This window comes from Candidatus Blochmannia festinatus (nom. nud.) (genome assembly GCF_059936355.1).
The window spans coordinates 357,729-374,791 of sequence record NZ_CP012116.1; the positions used below are offsets into that span (position 1 = coordinate 357,729).

The 17,063-nt window shown below is 26.3% G+C and carries 14 protein-coding genes; 11 read left to right on the top strand and 3 right to left on the bottom strand.

Annotated features, from left to right (window positions below):
- Positions 1–199 precede the first annotated feature (199 nt).
- Positions 200–1,354, bottom strand: a complete 1,155-nt coding sequence (nagA, locus tag Bfest607_RS01640) for an N-acetylglucosamine-6-phosphate deacetylase (protein ID WP_500838020.1) — start codon at positions 1,352–1,354, stop codon at positions 200–202.
- A 33-nt stretch (positions 1,355–1,387) separates the two neighbouring features.
- On the bottom strand, positions 1,388–2,194 hold the full coding sequence (gene nagB / locus Bfest607_RS01645; RefSeq protein ID WP_500838021.1) for a glucosamine-6-phosphate deaminase: 807 nt from the start codon (positions 2,192–2,194) through the stop codon (positions 1,388–1,390).
- 442 nt (positions 2,195–2,636) lie between these two features.
- Between nagB and glnS the strand changes: the two genes are divergently transcribed.
- A complete protein-coding gene (glnS, locus tag Bfest607_RS01650; protein WP_500838022.1) occupies positions 2,637–4,292 on the top strand; it encodes a glutamine--tRNA ligase in 1,656 nt (551 codons plus the stop codon).
- Positions 4,293–4,323: 31 nt separating this feature from the next.
- On the opposite strand, the gene fldA is transcribed toward glnS, so the two are convergent.
- On the bottom strand, positions 4,324–4,842 hold the full coding sequence (gene fldA / locus Bfest607_RS01655; RefSeq protein ID WP_500838023.1) for a flavodoxin FldA: 519 nt from the start codon (positions 4,840–4,842) through the stop codon (positions 4,324–4,326).
- 905 nt (positions 4,843–5,747) lie between these two features.
- On the opposite strand from fldA, the gene sdhC reads away from it, so the two are divergent.
- From sdhC to Bfest607_RS01705, 10 genes are all read left to right on the top strand, one after another.
- Positions 5,748–6,134 carry a succinate dehydrogenase, cytochrome b556 subunit gene (sdhC, locus tag Bfest607_RS01660; protein WP_500838024.1) on the top strand — a complete coding sequence of 129 codons (387 nt, stop codon included), beginning with the start codon at positions 5,748–5,750 and terminating at the stop codon, positions 6,132–6,134.
- Positions 6,131–6,490 carry a succinate dehydrogenase, hydrophobic membrane anchor protein gene (sdhD, locus tag Bfest607_RS01665; RefSeq protein WP_500838025.1) on the top strand — a complete coding sequence of 120 codons (360 nt, stop codon included), beginning with the start codon at positions 6,131–6,133 and terminating at the stop codon, positions 6,488–6,490. Before sdhC ends, sdhD begins: the two co-directional genes overlap by 4 nt.
- A gap of 2 nt (positions 6,491–6,492) precedes the next feature.
- Positions 6,493–8,310, top strand: a complete 1,818-nt coding sequence (sdhA, locus tag Bfest607_RS01670) for a succinate dehydrogenase flavoprotein subunit (RefSeq protein ID WP_500838026.1) — start codon at positions 6,493–6,495, stop codon at positions 8,308–8,310.
- Between the two features lie 13 nt (positions 8,311–8,323).
- On the top strand, positions 8,324–9,052 hold the full coding sequence (locus Bfest607_RS01675; RefSeq protein ID WP_500838027.1) for a succinate dehydrogenase iron-sulfur subunit: 729 nt from the start codon (positions 8,324–8,326) through the stop codon (positions 9,050–9,052).
- 102 nt (positions 9,053–9,154) lie between these two features.
- On the top strand, positions 9,155–12,055 hold the full coding sequence (locus Bfest607_RS01680) for a 2-oxoglutarate dehydrogenase E1 component (protein ID WP_500838028.1): 2,901 nt from the start codon (positions 9,155–9,157) through the stop codon (positions 12,053–12,055).
- Between the two features lie 11 nt (positions 12,056–12,066).
- Positions 12,067–13,389 (top strand): 2-oxoglutarate dehydrogenase complex dihydrolipoyllysine-residue succinyltransferase, encoded by a 1,323-nt coding sequence (gene odhB, locus Bfest607_RS01685; RefSeq protein WP_500838029.1) that lies wholly within the window; start codon positions 12,067–12,069, stop codon positions 13,387–13,389.
- Positions 13,390–13,501: 112 nt separating this feature from the next.
- Complete coding sequence (gene sucC / locus Bfest607_RS01690; RefSeq protein WP_500838030.1) at positions 13,502–14,689, top strand: ADP-forming succinate--CoA ligase subunit beta; 1,188 nt, start codon at positions 13,502–13,504, stop codon at positions 14,687–14,689.
- 2 nt (positions 14,690–14,691) lie between these two features.
- Entirely contained in the window at positions 14,692–15,585 is an 894-nt protein-coding gene (sucD, locus tag Bfest607_RS01695; RefSeq protein ID WP_500838031.1) for a succinate--CoA ligase subunit alpha, read from the top strand.
- A gap of 69 nt (positions 15,586–15,654) precedes the next feature.
- On the top strand, positions 15,655–16,407 hold the full coding sequence (gene tolQ / locus Bfest607_RS01700) for a protein TolQ (protein WP_500838032.1): 753 nt from the start codon (positions 15,655–15,657) through the stop codon (positions 16,405–16,407).
- Positions 16,373–16,810 (top strand): biopolymer transporter ExbD, encoded by a 438-nt coding sequence (locus Bfest607_RS01705; RefSeq protein ID WP_500838033.1) that lies wholly within the window; start codon positions 16,373–16,375, stop codon positions 16,808–16,810. Before tolQ ends, Bfest607_RS01705 begins: the two co-directional genes overlap by 35 nt.
- Positions 16,811–17,063: the final 253 nt, after the last annotated feature.

A 17,063-nucleotide genomic window follows, 5' to 3' on the forward strand; every position in this document is an offset into this window, starting at 1 on the left:
TGTATTCTAAAGAATTATTTATCAAAAATGAATTTGTATCTTCCAAATAAAAATTCATTGATCAAATTTAAAACTAATTTTAGTATAAACTGATTTCATTAATACAGCCTATATTTATTTAAAAAATTAAATAAATAAAATAATATTAATCAATCAAATTTTAATATAAAATACTATTAATTTTTCTCTATTTTACTACTTAATTAGAAATTGTATATATTTCTCCATTCACGATAGTTTTTTTTATTTGGTATTGTTTATTAAAAATAGTTAGATTAGCAATCTTATCTTTTTCTATACTGCCTAAATCACCATCTACTCCTATGGCTCGAGCTGGGTACAAAGTAGCCATACGTAACGCTTCGTCCAAAGGAATATTAGCATGTTTTACACTGTTTTGTATAGCTTGAACCATTGTCAAATTAGATCCACTAAGCACACCATGGTTATTTATGCACATGTTATTACGATGAAATACAGTTTCACCAGAAAAAATAAAATCAGTAATATGTTTTGCTCCAGAAGGGCTAGTTCCATCAGTTACTAAGATTAAATAATCTTTTTTTATTTGTTTAGCAAATTTTACATTATTCCAATGCACATGTATGCCATCTGCTATGATACTGCAGTAAATTTTCGGAGTATCAAAAATAGCTCCAATAACTCCTGGTTCTCGAGCACATATCGGAGGCATGGCATTGAATAAATGAGTTCCACAGGATACTCCGAATGAAAAACTAAGTTTAGATTCATCATAAGTAGCATTAGAATGACCAATAGATACACATATCCCTGATTTTCGTAGTTCTTTAATTACCATACAATCTAATTTTTCAGGAGCTAAGGTAATTTTTCTAATAATATTACTATTATTACATAAGTAGTGTATTATTTCTTTTGTTGGCATTCTAATTAAATTAGAATTATGTATTCCTTTTCTTTTAGAATTAAGAAAAGGACCTTCTAAATGCAAACCTAAAACTTGATTTTTATTTTGATTTAAAAACATACGTATTACTTCAACAGATTTTTTTATCAAAAAATCACTACTAGTAATTAATGTTGGCAAAAAACTAGTGCAACCAAATCGTCTATTAGTAACTTTCATAATTTCTAATGTTTTCATAGATATCGATTGTATATCATCATTAAATTGTACACCACCACATCCATTAAGCTGTAAATCTATGAATCCAGGAGACATAATTAGTCCCAATAAATTATGGGTTTTTATGTTAGCAGGTAAATAATCAATTGGACAAATTTCTTTAATATATCCATTAGATATAATAAGAGCTTGATTATTCAGTATACCATATCCAGTATACATCTTACTATTAATTAAAGCATACATGTTATAATCATTATTACGATAATAAAATAAAGCTCAATAATTAAAAACAGCTGGATTATGTGTTTCTAATTCTTGAAAATATTTAACAGTCTTTATTTTAAGTTCCATAGTTGATGAATCATCGCATATTAATATAGATTTTGGATGTAATTGTAAGCAACTTATAGTCCACATGTGATTAATACTGCCTTCAATTGCAGCTTGCACTGCAACTGCTTTATCTCGTCCTGTAGCTATTATTATTATTTCTTGAGATTCAAGTAATGTAGCTAATCCAATAGTTAACGCAAATTTTGGAACAAAATCAATGTTATTATCAAAAAATCTAGAGTTTGATAATCGTGTTTCCTTACTTAAATTTTTAATTCGAGTTCTTGAATTTAAAGAAGATCCAGGTTCATTAAAAGCAAGATGTCCATCACTACCAACACCTCCTATAAATAAATGAATATTCCCGTATGATTTAATTTTTTTTTCGTATCTTTCGCATTCAAAATTTAAATCATCAGCATTTCCATTTAAAAAATTTACATTCTCTTTTTTAATATCGATGTGATCAATAAAATTTTTATGTATAAAATTATAGTAACTTCCTTTATCCTCTTGAGATAACCCAAGATATTCATCCATCATAAATACTATTATGTGCTTAAAACTTACTTGTCCATCTTGATATATTTTTATAAGATTTTTATACGTTTTTATTGGAGTACTTCCTGTTGGCAATCCTAATATAAACGGATTTATTTCAGTAGGATGAAAAGAATTTATTTTCCAAACTATGTAATGTGAAACCCATTGAGCAATTTGATTTGAATTATTTAAAAATATAACTCTCATAAATAATCTTTATCGACAATTTAAATTACAAGTTAAAAGTTATTAATAAAATAAATATAAAAAATTTTTAATCCTCAATATGATGTAAATCATATATTACCATGAACTAACATTTATAGTTAATATAAAATTTTAATGAATATTTATTACTTAATGTTCTATATTGTAATAATCTAATATTCATTTATAAATATATAAATAATTAGAGCATAAAGATCAACTTAATAAGACTAAACAAGATTAATTATTCTTATTTTTAAATAAAGAATGAAATTAAATCTGATTATATCGAATATAATAATAATTACAATATTTTAAAAAATTAAAAATACTTAATTAATTTTTAACATTTATTTTAATTAATATTAATTGTTTTATTGTATATTTATTAAATAATACATAAAATATACATCCGATTTTTTTTTAAATATTAAGAACTATCATGTATTATAAACCTAATTTTATATATAATATTATTGATAAAGATTTAAAATCCAAAAAATACATTAAAATATGTACAAGATTTCCTCCAGAACCAAATGGTTACTTACATATTGGGCATGCTAAGTCTATTTGTTTAAATTTTGGTATCGCTCAAAATTATAATGGGAAATGTAACTTAAGATTCGATGATACAAATCCAGAAAAAGAACACAAAGAGTACGTAAATGCTATCAAATATGATATTAAATGGCTTGGTTTTGTATGGAATAATAAAGTAAGTTATACTTCAGATTATTTTGAACAATTATACAAATATGCTGTAGAGTTGATTAAAAAAGGATTAGCATATGTTGATGAATTATCTGTATATGAAATTAGACAATATCGAGGTACATTAACAAAAATTGGTATAAATAGTCCGTATAGATGTCGAAGTATTAAAGAAAATCTGATTTATTTTGCTGATATGCGTAATGGAAAATTCTCAGAAGGTAAAGTATGTTTAAGAGCAAAAATAGATATGTCCGATTCTTCTTTGATAATGAGGGATCCGGTATTATATCGAGTAAAATATACCCCACATCATCGTATTGGAAAAAAATGGTGTATTTATCCAACATATGATTTTAGTCATTGTATTTCAGATGCAATAGAAGGTATTACACACTCATTATGTACCTTAGAGTTTCAAGAAAATCGTCGTTTATATAACTGGATATTAAAAAATATTAACATTACTCAATGTCCAGAACAATATGAATTTTCTCGGCTTAACTTAAAATATGTAGTAACTTCTAAACGAAAATTAAGTATTTTAGTTAAAAATAATGTAGTAGATGGCTGGGATGATCCGCGTCTACTTACTATTTCTGGATTAAGACGTAGAGGATATACAGCTCAATCAATTCGTGAATTTTGCAAATGTATTGGAGTTAGTAAGCAAGATAGTCAAATAGAATTATCAGTATTAGAATCGTGTGTTCGCAATGATTTAAATAAAATAGCACCTAGACTAATGGCAGTAATTAACCCTGTAAAAATTATTATAAGTAATTTACCAGATGGATATACAGAAAATATTGTTGTTCCTAATCATCCTAAAGATCAGAGCATGGGAACTCGTTCTATAATTTTTACTAAAGAAATTTTTATTGATCGTTCTGATTTTTATGAAGAACTACCGAATCATAATTTTCCTAAATTGACTATAGGAAAGGAAATTCGTTTAAGATATGCTTATGTTATCACTGCTAATCATATTAAAAAAGATATACATGGTAATATTTCGACTATATACTGCAGTTTCAATCCACATACCTTAAACAAAAATCCTATGAATCAAAAAAAACAAGTTCAAGGGGTGATTCATTGGATATCTTCAAAGAATAGTACACCAGCAAAATTTCGTTTATATGAAAAATTATTTACTCATTCTAATCCTGCTTCTGCAAAAAACTTGTTAAGTATTATTAATCCTAATTCTTTAATAACTTTAAGTGGATTTGTTGAATCGAATATATCTTTTTTTAATAATCCTGGTCCATATCAATTTGAACGAGAAGGTTATTTTATTTTAGATTATAAGTGCAGTAAATTTATTGATTTAGTTTTTAACAGAATTGTAAATTTAAAAAGAGCTTCAATAAAAAATTAACTTGTATTACAAATATAAATTACTGACTATATTACATTTTCATCTCTAAGCAAATTTTAGAAACCCAATTTTTTACTCGAATTTCAGTTAATTCTGGCTGCCTATCTTCATCTATTGCTAAACCAACAAATTGATTATTATCAGTGATACTTTTCGACATATCAAAATGATAACCTGAACTAGGCCATAACCCAACTATATTTGCTCCATTTTTTACAACAATTTTGTATAAAATACTCATAGCATCACAAAAATATTCTGAATAATCTTCTTGATCTCCGCATCCAAAAATTGCCACTTTTTTTCCAACAAAATTTATATTTTTAAACTCAGGTAAAAATGAATCCCAATCACATTGAGGTTCTCCATAATACCAAGTAGGAATACCAAATATTAATTGATCATAAGTTTCTATATCTTTCTTAGAACTATCAGCAATATCAAAAATACTTGATAAATCTTTTCCTAGTGTTTTTTGAATCATATTAGCAAGTTTTTCAGTATTACCAGTATCACTACCAAAAAAAATACCTATTGATGTGTTTTTCATATTTTAACCCTATGTTATTAATGGATTATTGTAATTATTTCTTGATATAAATATCATACATTAATGTATGATATTTATATTCTTAAAATTTATTATATTATATTTTTCTTCTTATTATATGACAATTAATTTTAATATAAATTATAATCTATTATTTATGGATTATATTCATGATATATAATTTCATTGAGATGTCTGATAGATAACATTAATAATATATTAAAAAAGTAATTTTATAAAAATTATTGTCTTGGTAAGTTATATATTTTAAAAAGATATAAATTTTAAAGGTTTTAATCAATTTTTGATAAAAATATCATAAAATATATATTTGATCATACTCAAGAATTACTGGGTTAATATCATGATTTAAATAAATTAAAATTTTTATACAAATAGATTATTAATATTCAAAATTTAAAAAATTAAGATAATACATGATACATTTTATTATTATCTAATATAATTAAATATAAAAAATTTTTAATTAATAAAACAATTTATCATATATATTAATATATATTGGTTATATGAACACAGGTATCAACTTATTTTTTTAATAATCCTAAGAAAATATCATTCTGATTAACGAACAATATCTCTTTTGAAGAAATATACTTTTTGTAACATTTTATAATAAGTATTTTTCTAATTAAAAATCATGTATACTTTATAAGTAAAATTATTAATCTATTAATAATAAGCAAAACATCACATGATATATAATTTTATTATTTGTTATAACGTTTTATTTAAAATTGTTCTATATATATTAAAAATATTGTAAATTTTAATATAACATACGGTGAATGATTGCATTTAGCACAAATAACACATAATCATATTATGGTTTAGTATCGTTAGAATTCTATAGATATTTGTTAACAATTTTCAAAAGAGCATATATGATGAATAATAATTCAAAATTTATACAGTTAGATATAAGAACGATAAAATTTCCTATTACTGCAATAGCTTCAATTCTTCATAGAATTTCTGGAATTTTTTTATTTATAACGATTGGTCCAATGTTATGGATATTAAGAAAATCGTTATCTTCTGAAGATAATTTTTATAAAATTAGTAATTATTTATTAACAGATAATTATTTTTTTCAATTTTTAAAGTGGAGTATAGCTATTACATTAAGTCATCATATAATTTTTGGAATACGACAAATGTTAATGGATTTTGGATATCTTAAGCAAACTTTGTTGATAGGAAAAATTAGTGTAATTATTGTATTTTTATTAGTTATTTTTTTATCTATTTTTATAGGCATAAATATATGATGGTCTTCATAAAAAAATTAAATTTATTAAAGCATTATGGAGTGTATGAGTGGTTAATAGTACGATTATCTGCGATTTTAATGATGATATACATGTTATGTATATTAAATTTTATTTTATCTAGTAATTATGTTGTATCTTATGAAAAATGGTGCGATTTTTTTTATAGCAATAAAATCCGAATATTTAATGGTATAACTTTATTATTTCTTTTGAAACATATTTGGATTGGCGTAAAACATGTATTAGAAGATTATATTCAATCAGTTAAATTGAAACAATTAGGAATACGCTTAGTCAGCTCTGTAGTTTATATATATTTATTATTGGGAATAATAATTATTTGGGGTATATAAATATGTTGTATTATAATCATTTACCAATAAAAGAATTTTTTTCTGTTATTATAGGTGCTGGGGGAGCCGGTATGCGGGTTGCTTCATACATTTCTAGAATGGGCTTTTCTTGTGCTTTAATTTCTAAAGTATTTCCAACACGATCGCACACAGTATCTGCTCAAGGAGGTATTACAGTAGCTCTTGGAAATCAGCATGAAGATCATTGGGAATGGCATATGTACGATACAGTTAAAGGTTCTGATTATATAGGAGATCAAGATGCTATTGAATATATGTGTAAAACAGGGCCAAAAGCTGTTTTAGAACTAGAACGAATGGGTTTGCCGTTTTCTAGATTAAAGAATGGACGTATTTATCAAAGACCGTTTGGAGGACAAACTTTATCTTATGGAAAAAAACAAGCTTCTCGTACTGCTGCATCTGCTGACAGAACTGGACACGCACTATTACATACTCTATATCAACAGAATTTAAAAAATAAAACTGTTGTATTTTCAGAATGGTATGTATTAGATTTAGTAAAAAATCAAGACGATAGAGTGTTAGGTTGTGTTGCGTTTTCTATTGAAACTGGAGAATTAATATATTTTAAAGCTCGAGCTACAGTAATTGCTACTGGAGGAGCTGGTCGTGTTTATCAATCAACTACCAATGCTTACATTAATACAGGAGATGGAATCGGAATGGTATTACGAGCTGGATTTCCAGTACAAGATATGGAAATGTGGCAGTTTCATCCTACTGGAATAGCTGGTGTTGGTATTTTAGTAAGTGAAGGATGCAGAGGAGAAGGAGGATATTTATTAAACTCAAACGGGGAAAAATTCATGGAAAGATATGCCCCGAATGCTAAAGACTTAGCTGGACGAGATGTAGTATCTAGAGCAATTATTATTGAGATTAAGGAAGGACGAGGCTATTCAGATATATATTATGGACCGCATGTTAAGTTAAAATTAGATCATTTAGGAAAGGAATTATTAGAGTTGCGTCTCCCAGGAATTTTAGAATTAGTTCGAACTTTTGCTAATATTGATCCTGTAAAAGAATTAATTCCAGTTTTTCCAACTTGTCATTATATGATGGGAGGTATCCCAACGAATATCCATGGACAAGTAATCACCGTAAATAATAGTAACAAAAAAGATGGATATAATTATAAAATAGTCCCTGGTTTATTTGCAGTTGGAGAGACTGCCTGTGTATCAGTACATGGAGCTAATAGATTAGGTGGAAACTCCTTATTAGATTTAATAGTATTTGGACAAGCTGTAGGATTATGCATACATAAATATCTTTTAGAGGAAGAATGGCCTCCTGCAAGAGATGCCACTATTTCTGATATAGAGCCATCTGTATTTCGTTATACTAAATGGAATAATAATCAAAACCATTTAATATTAAATAAAGAAAATCCTGTTACAATAAGAAAAGATTTACAGTGGTGTATGCAAAATAATTTTGCAATTTTTAGAGAAGAAAAAACAATGCTGAAAGGACTGGAAGAATTAAAAGAAATAAAAAAACGATTAGATAAAGTTGTGTTACAAGATAAAACACTTATATTTAACACGCAACGTATTGAATGCTTAGAGTTAGAAAATTTATTAGAAATTGCTTATGTAACTGCAATGTCTGCTATTTTTAGAAAAGAAAGCAGAGGAGCACATAGTAGATACGACTTTCCTTTTAGAGATGATAAAAATTGGCTATGTCATACATTATTTTTACCAAAAGATAACATTATGATTCGTAGAAACGTGAATATGAATCCACAATTTAGACCTACTTTTTTACCAAAGACTCGTGTTTATTAAAATAGAGAAAAATATGAAAGTTAAATTTTTAATTTATCGTTTTTGTCCTGAAAAAAATGAATCTTCTTATATGCAAGAATATTATATCAATTTATCAAAAATACATAAAATGACATTATTAGATGCTTTAATACAATTAAAAGAACAAGATCCTACTTTAACATTTCGTAAATCTTGTAGAGAGGGAGTATGCGGATCAGATGGAATGAATATAAACGGGATAAACGGTCTAGCATGCATCACTTCATTAACAAATTTAATTAAGAAAACACGAAAGAAAACAATTTCTATAAGACCATTACCTGGATTCCCTGTAATACGAGATTTAGTAGTAGATATGAATCAATTTTATTTACAATATGAAAAAATAAAACCTTATTTAATAAATAATAATATCAATCAACCATCTCATGAATATTTACAATCTCCAGAGGATAGAGCTAAATTAGATGGATCTTATGAATGTATATTATGTGCATGTTGTTCTAGTTTTTGTCCTTCTTTTTGGTGGAATTCAGATAAATTTATTGGGCCTGCTGGATTATTAACACTATATCGTTTTTTAGTAGATACCAGAGATACTAATAGTAAAGAGCGATTAGAAAATATCAATGATAATTTTAGTGTTTTTAAATGTCATAATATTATGAATTGTGTTAGTGTGTGTCCTAAAAAATTAAATCCAGCTCAAGCTATAGGAAATATTAAACGTATGCTAGTCAAAAATATTATTAAGCAATGATTCTTTAATTAAAATCGATACAAAACTCATTTATTATATATATACATATAAAATTAATATATGAGTAATAGTCATATATATACTTATGAATAGGATTGTGCCATGGATAGTGATGAATTTAAAAAATTAATAGGGTCCTCTTTTTTAATAAAAAATAATCAATCATATATTGAGCAAATTTATAAAGTTTTTTTAGAAAATCCTAATGATATAGATCCTAGCTGGAATAAGGTATTTCGAGAATGGATCTGTGAAGAAAAATATTTGAATCGTATTCCTCAAGATTTAAAATTAAATAATAAATCATGTGTTGAAGTTAAAGAAAAAAAAATTACAGGTTCAGTGCTGTTAGATAAAAATAGTGATGTTTTTATAAAAATATTACAATTAATTAATTCTTTTAGAATATATGGGCATCAATATTCAAAATTAGATCCACTGGGTTTATTTGTCAATAAAAATAAAAATGACCTTCTGGAATTAGAACATTATAAATTTATGAATGAAGATTGGTATCGATTAATAGATACCAATCTTTTAGGGATTTCACAAGGTTTGATGACTATAAAAGATATATATCAATTTTTTAAAACAATTTATTGTAAAACTATTGGGATAGAATATATGCATATTTTAAATCCCGATATAGTTTTATGGATTCAAAAACAAATTGAATCTATCACAAATATATCTACTAATTTGAGTAATTTAGCTCAAAAACAATTTCTTACTGAAATTATTTCAGCAAATATATTAGAGCATTATTTAGGAATAAAATTTCCTGGAGTAAAAAGGTTTTCTTTGGAAGGAGGAGATGTATTGATTCCTATGTTGAAAGAAATAATACGTTATTCTTCTGAATATCATGAAATTCAAGAAATATTTCTAGGTATGGCTCATAGAGGTCGATTAAATGTGTTAATTAACGTATTAGGTAAAAATCCTCATGATTTAATTGAAGAATTTTATGGTAAAAATTGTGAATATAATAAAAGTGGAGATGTAAAATACCATCAAAGTTTGTATTCAAATATTGTTGTGAATGGACGAAAAATTAATTTGTTTTTATTTCCTAATCCATCACATTTAGAAATTGTTACTCCAATTGTAATGGGTGCTACACGAGCAAGGATAGATCAATTATCTCATAATAATGTTCAACAATTTACTGAAAATGGTGATTTTAAATCACAAAATAATAAAATATTGCCAGTTGTAATACATGGAGATGCTGCGATTAGCGCTCAAGGAGTAGTTCAGGAATCATTTAATATGGCTAATACTAGAGCTTATGGGGTTGGAGGAACAATTCATATTGTAATTAATAATCAAATTGGATTTACTACATCTAACATCCATGATCTTAGGTCTACTTCATATTGCACTGATATTGCAAAAATGATACAAGCTCCTGTTCTTCACGTTAATGCAGATGATGTTAATGCAGTTATTTTTGTTACTCGATTTGCATTAAAATTTAGACATCAATTCAAACAAGATATAATTATTGATTTAGTTTGTTATCGAAGGCATGGACATAACGAAGCAGATGAACCTAGTGTTACTCAACCTGTAATGTATAAAAATATTCGTAAACATCCTACAGTTGTTGATATTTATTCTAAATTTTTACATAAAAATAAAATAATAGTGGACATAAATAAAGTTCAAGATATGATTCAATCATATCGTTCAAAATTAGAAGCTGAACATTGTGTACTTGAATCTTGGAAACCTATAAATATACGTTCTACATATCACTGCAACAATAATCCTCAACATAAATCGAATTGTTTTAATGGCAATAACCAACAAATAAACAAACAATACTTAAAAAATTTGGCATGTCGAATTAGTAACATTCCAGTTAATTTTAAGATGCATGAAAGAGTAAAAAAAATTTATGATGAACGTGCCGAAATGGCATTAGAAAAACGATTATTTGATTGGGGAGGGGCTGAATGTTTAGCATATGCTGTACTGTTAGAAAAAGGTTATTCTATTAGATTGTCAGGGGAAGATGTAGCACGAGGAACATTTTTTCATAGACATGCAGTAATATATGATCAAGATCATGGATCACTATATGTTCCATTAATGAATATTAAAAAAAAACAAGGATCATTTTTAGTGTGGGATTCAGTATTATCTGAAGAATCAGCTTTAGCGTTTGAATACGGATATTCTACTATCGCTTTTAAAAATACTTTAGTTATTTGGGAAGCTCAATTTGGGGATTTTTCTAATGGAGCTCAAATAGTTATTGATCAATTTATTAGTTCTGGTGAACAAAAATGGAATCAATTATGTGGATTAGTTATGCTATTACCTCATGGATATGAGGGTCAAGGTCCAGAACATTCTTCATGTCGTATAGAAAGATATTTACAATTATGTGCTGAAAACAATATTCAAATTTGCGTGCCTTCTACTCCAGCCCAAATCTATCACATCTTATTAAAACAATCAAGAAATGTCATACAAAAACCATTAATTATAGTATCCCCAAAATCTTTATTGAGACATACTATGGCAACTTCTACAATGGATGATTTAGTATATGGATCTTTTAACACTATTTTTAACGAAACTAATGATTGTTGTATATTAAATCAAGTAAAAAAAGTAATTATATGTACAGGAAAAATATATTATGACTTGTTAAGTAGTCGAAATAAAGCGCACTTGTATACTACGGCAATAGTACGTATTGAACAATTATATCCTTTTCCTTATTCTGATGTAGCAATGATTTTAAAACAATCATATAATCATGTAAAAGAATTTATTTGGTGTCAAGAAGAACCCAAAAATCAAGGAGCTTGGCATTATATACAGCGTTGTTTTTATAAATGTATTAATACATCATGTATTGACGATAATATTACATTAAATTATGTAGGACGAGATTCATCAGCTTCACCTGCTTCAGGGTATTTTGCCATACATCAATTACAACAAAAAAAAATAATTAGTGTTGCCTTAGGTTTAAATGAACAATAAAAGGATAAAAAATGAGCAATAGTAGTAATAATATTTTAAAAATTTTAGTTCCTAATTTACCTGAATCAGTCGAAGATGCTACTGTCGCTGTTTGGCATAAAAAAGAAGGAGAGCATATTCAGCAAGATGAAATATTACTTGAAATTGAAACAGACAAAATCATGCTAGAAGTACCAGCCTCTCAAAATGGAATATTAGAAATAATATTAGAAAAAGAAGGATCTGTTGTTAAGTCTGGTCAAACTTTAGGTCATTTAAAATTAATTGATAATATAAGTGTTGATGAATCAAATCATAATCCAATAATTTTAAATGAAAAGCACAATAACAAATTTGAAGATTTAAATGATACTAATATTTCTGATGATTATAAATATATACATAATGAAAAAGATGACTATACCATTTTATTAAGTCCTTCCGTTAGAAAATTAATCACTGAATATAATTTAAATATAAACAATATAAAAGGAACTGGTATAAAGGGACGAATCACTAAACAAGATATAGAAAAATATATAAAAATCCAATCAGCAGTACAGAAAACTAATTTTACTACTGATGTTATATCTAAAAAGAAGATGCATTATAATATTATGCAAAACAATAATAATATGAATCATATTACTAATGATAGAAAAGAAATTAAAGTTACAATGAATCGTTTACGGAAAAAAATTGCCGAACGTTTATTATATGTAACAAATTCTACAGCCATGCTTACTACATTTAATGAAGTAAATATGCAACCTGTTATACTATTACGTAATAAATACAAAACATTATTTAAAGAGCGGCATGGTATTAAATTAGGGTTTATGTCTTTTTTTGTAAAATCAGTACTAGAAGGGTTGCGACGATTTCCTGAAGTTAACGCTTTTATTAATGGAGAAGAAATAATATATCATAATTATATTGATATAAGTATTGCAGTTTCTACAGAACGTGGATTAATTACACCAGTATTAAGAAATGTAAATGAATTAAGTTTTTCTGATATTGAAAAAAAAATTAAATTTTTTTCTGAAAAAGGAAAACAAGGAAAATTAACTTTAGAGGAATTAACTGGAGGAAATTTTACTATTACTAATGGAGGAGTGTTTGGTTCTTTGATGTCTACTCCTATTATTAATCCTCCTCAAAGCGCTATTCTTGGAATGCATGCTATCAAAGAGAGACCAATAGCTATAAATGGAGAAATGGTAATTTTACCTATGATGTATTTAGCTCTGTCATATGATCATAGATTAATAGATGGAAAAGATTCGGTAAATTTTTTAAAAACAGTAAAAGAATTAATAGAAGATCCAGCGCGATTATTATTGGATATTTAAAATATGAATAGACAAATATAGTTCTATATTCATATGTTATACAAACAAAAAATATTATATACTTCGCTATATGTAATATTTAACTTCAATTAATACACTAGAATAAATTACTATGATGAATTTATACGAATATCAAGCAAAAAAAATATTTAACCAGTTTAAAATACCTGTTTTAAAAAATTATGTTTTTTTTAATATATCAGAAATTAAATATTGTAAATCATCCATTATAACAGATGGTCCTCCGTGGATGGTAAAATGCCAAATATATTCAGGAGGACGAGGAAAATCTGGAGGAGTAAAAGTTGTATATTCATTAGACGAGATACAGTCTTTTGCTCAACGGTGGATTGGAAAACGACTTATTACATATCAAACAACTACAGAAGGGGAAATAGTCCATGCTATTTTAGTAGAATCAGTGGTTGAAGTTATTAATGAATTTTACCTTAGTGTGTTAATTGATAGAGATTCATCTCAAATTTTGTGTATAGTTTCTACTAAAGGAGGTATAAACATTGAAAATGTGGCTGATAAATTACCTGATTTAATTTTTAAAATTGTGATAGATCCTGTAGCTGAAGCATATGAATATCAAGGACGTATATTAGCAAATAAATTAGGCTTTACAGGAATACAAATTAACAAATTTGTTAAAATTTATATGAATATTATTCAAGTATTTCTAAAAAAAGATTTTACTTTATTAGAAATAAATCCATTTATTATAAATAAAAATCAAGATTTAATTTGTTTAGATGCCAAAGTTAGTATAGATAGTAATGCATTATTTAGACAAAAAGATCTTTTAAATTTATGTTTAAATAAAAATATGTCAGAAGATAATGAGTCTATCTCTTCTATTAATAATGAAAATATTGGAATTAATTATATTTCTTTACAGGGAAATATAGGATGTATGGTAAATGGAGCTGGTTTGGCGATGGCTACTATGGATTTAATAAAATCATTAGGAGGAAATCCAGCTAATTTTTTAGACATAGGTGGTGATATAAATAAAAATTCTATTATATCAGCACTAACTATAATTTTAAAAAACACATCAGTAAAAGCGATATTTATCAACATTTTTGGTGGAATCGTATGTTGTAATTTAGTTGCAGAAGGAATTATTGATGTTTTATCCCAAAACACTAACAATATACCTATTGTAGTTCGGTTAGAAGGTAACAATGCTATTTTAGGTCAAAAAAAGTTAATAAATAATAAAAAACTAAACGTTTTTGTCATTAATAATTTATTAGATGCAATACGTCAAACTATAGAGTTAGTAAAATAAATATGTCTATTCTAATTAATCAAAACACTACAGTAATTTGCCAGGGATTTACTGGTAAAAAAGCTAGTTTTCATTCTCAACAGGCGTTGCTATATGGAACAAAAATAGTTGGAGGGGTTACTCCTGGAAAAGGGGGATCTATTCATCTTGGTCTTCCAGTATTTGATACTGTTGATGAAGCAATAAATCATACTAAAGCTGTTGCTTCTGTTATTTATGTACCAGCTCCCTTTTGTAAAGATGCTATCTTAGAAGCTATATATTCTAAAATTAATTTAATCATTTGTATCACAGAAGGAATTCCAATATTGGATATGTTAATAATTAAACAAAAATTAAAAGCACAGAATATATGTACTTTGATTGGACCAAACTGTCCTGGAGTAATTACTCCAGGACAGTGTAAAATTGGCATTATGCCTGATTATATTCATAAACCTGGTAATATCGGAGTTGTATCTAGATCCGGAACCTTAACCTACGAAGTAGTAAAACAAATAACAGATTCTGGATTAGGACAATCTACTTGCGTAGGGATTGGAGGGGATCCAATATTAGGATCTAGTTTCATTGATGTTTTATTTTTATTTGAACAAGATCCTAAAACAAAATTAATAATCATGATCGGAGAAATTGGAGGAAAATCGGAAGAGCAAGCTGCAACTTATATAAAAAAATATATAAAAAAACCAATCATAGCATATATAGCAGGATCCTCAGCGCCTAAAGGAAAACGTATGGGACATGCTGGAGCTATCATTTCAGGAAAAGGAACTAGTGTATATGAAAAATGCATGGCTTTATCGAAAGCTGGGGTATATGTTGCTGAAAATTTCGTAACTATTGGGGATATGGCTAAAAAGATTTTAACCAATAATCATTTAAAAAATAAATAATGCTAAAATCTAAATATTTGATAATAAATTAATGGAAAATAACTTTTATTGTAATTCGCAATACTTAATATGAATGTACTTGATCTATTTTCAAAAACTAATATTTTAGTAAAAATCACTGTGATTTTACTAATTATATTTTCTGTCATATCATGGAGTATAATTTTTCATCGTGTTTTCATTTTAAAAATAGAACAATATAGATTAAAATTATTTGAAAATAAATTTTGGTCTGGAATAAAATTATCTCATTTATATGAAGAAATATCAAATAGACGAAGTCAACTTAATAGTTCTGAACATATCTTTTGTGTAGGTTTTAAAGAATTTTCTAAATTATATCATATAAAAAATTGCTTACCTGAAACGGTAACTAATAGAGTATTTCGGATTATGCGCAGTACAATGAATGTTGAATTAGAAATATTAGAGCAATATATTCCTCTAATTGGAACAATTGGATCTATTAGTCCGTATATTGGATTATTTGGAACAGTATTAGGAATAATACATGTTTTTTTAGAATTAGGAAAAATAATTACTACTGCTGATCATATGGTAAGCACTCATATGCAAATTATTGCACCTGGAATAGCAGAAGCATTAATTTCTACAGCAATAGGTTTATTTGTAGCCATTCCAGCTGTTATGGCTTTTAATTACTTAACAAAACAAATTAATGATCTTAATCAAAGTTATGATTCTTTTATAGAAGAATTTGTTACAATATTATATCATCAGGTATTTTTACACTCTGATTCCATTGAAATGAATAAGGACAAGCAGTATGTATCATTATCGAAAAAAGAACCAGAGATTTAAAATTCAATCTGAAATTAATATCGTACCATTTTTAGATATCTTATTAATTTTATTAATTATTTTTATGATGATACCATTTCAATTGATACAAGGATTTCAAGTAAATCTACCAAATAGCACTAACACCGTTAATATTACTAATCACAATAATAAATGTGCAATAACTATAGAAATTTTAGAAACAGGATTATACAATTTTAGGGTGTATAATAAATATACCAAAAATATTGATTTTCATAAATTATCATTAGAAATAAACAATATTGTTCAACAAAATCCAGAAACCATAGGTTTTATAGCTGCTTCAGCCTACACGAAATACAACGAAATAATTCAAATATTAACTTTATTAAGTGATAAAGGAATATCTTCTGTAGGAATGATTGCCAACCCTATTGATTAAATAATCATATAATATGTCTATGATAACATACAATTCCAATTATAGTAAAAAATCTCATATAAATATTAAGTATGCCATCTTTATTTCAATTATCATGCATATAATTATTTATATGCTATTATTTCATTGGATATTTTTTAATACAAAAAAAAATCACATTTCTACCGTTTTTAAAATATCTTCTGAAAAAAATAATTACCAAATGATTAATGATCATAATTATCACCAACATTCAGAACAATCAGATCGATTC

Coding starts and splice junctions, on each gene's coding strand:
- nagA (WP_500838020.1), bottom strand. CDS start 1,354: ATGTATGCTTTAATTAATAGTAAGATGTATACTGGATATGGTATACTG.
- nagB (WP_500838021.1), bottom strand. CDS start 2,194: ATGAGAGTTATATTTTTAAATAATTCAAATCAAATTGCTCAATGGGTT.
- glnS (WP_500838022.1), top strand. CDS start 2,637: ATGTATTATAAACCTAATTTTATATATAATATTATTGATAAAGATTTA.
- fldA (WP_500838023.1), bottom strand. CDS start 4,842: ATGAAAAACACATCAATAGGTATTTTTTTTGGTAGTGATACTGGTAAT.
- sdhC (WP_500838024.1), top strand. CDS start 5,748: ATGATGAATAATAATTCAAAATTTATACAGTTAGATATAAGAACGATA.
- sdhD (WP_500838025.1), top strand. CDS start 6,131: ATGATGGTCTTCATAAAAAAATTAAATTTATTAAAGCATTATGGAGTG.
- sdhA (WP_500838026.1), top strand. CDS start 6,493: ATGTTGTATTATAATCATTTACCAATAAAAGAATTTTTTTCTGTTATT.
- Bfest607_RS01675 (WP_500838027.1), top strand. CDS start 8,324: ATGAAAGTTAAATTTTTAATTTATCGTTTTTGTCCTGAAAAAAATGAA.
- Bfest607_RS01680 (WP_500838028.1), top strand. CDS start 9,155: ATGGATAGTGATGAATTTAAAAAATTAATAGGGTCCTCTTTTTTAATA.
- odhB (WP_500838029.1), top strand. CDS start 12,067: ATGAGCAATAGTAGTAATAATATTTTAAAAATTTTAGTTCCTAATTTA.
- sucC (WP_500838030.1), top strand. CDS start 13,502: ATGATGAATTTATACGAATATCAAGCAAAAAAAATATTTAACCAGTTT.
- sucD (WP_500838031.1), top strand. CDS start 14,692: ATGTCTATTCTAATTAATCAAAACACTACAGTAATTTGCCAGGGATTT.
- tolQ (WP_500838032.1), top strand. CDS start 15,655: ATGAATGTACTTGATCTATTTTCAAAAACTAATATTTTAGTAAAAATC.
- Bfest607_RS01705 (WP_500838033.1), top strand. CDS start 16,373: ATGTATCATTATCGAAAAAAGAACCAGAGATTTAAAATTCAATCTGAA.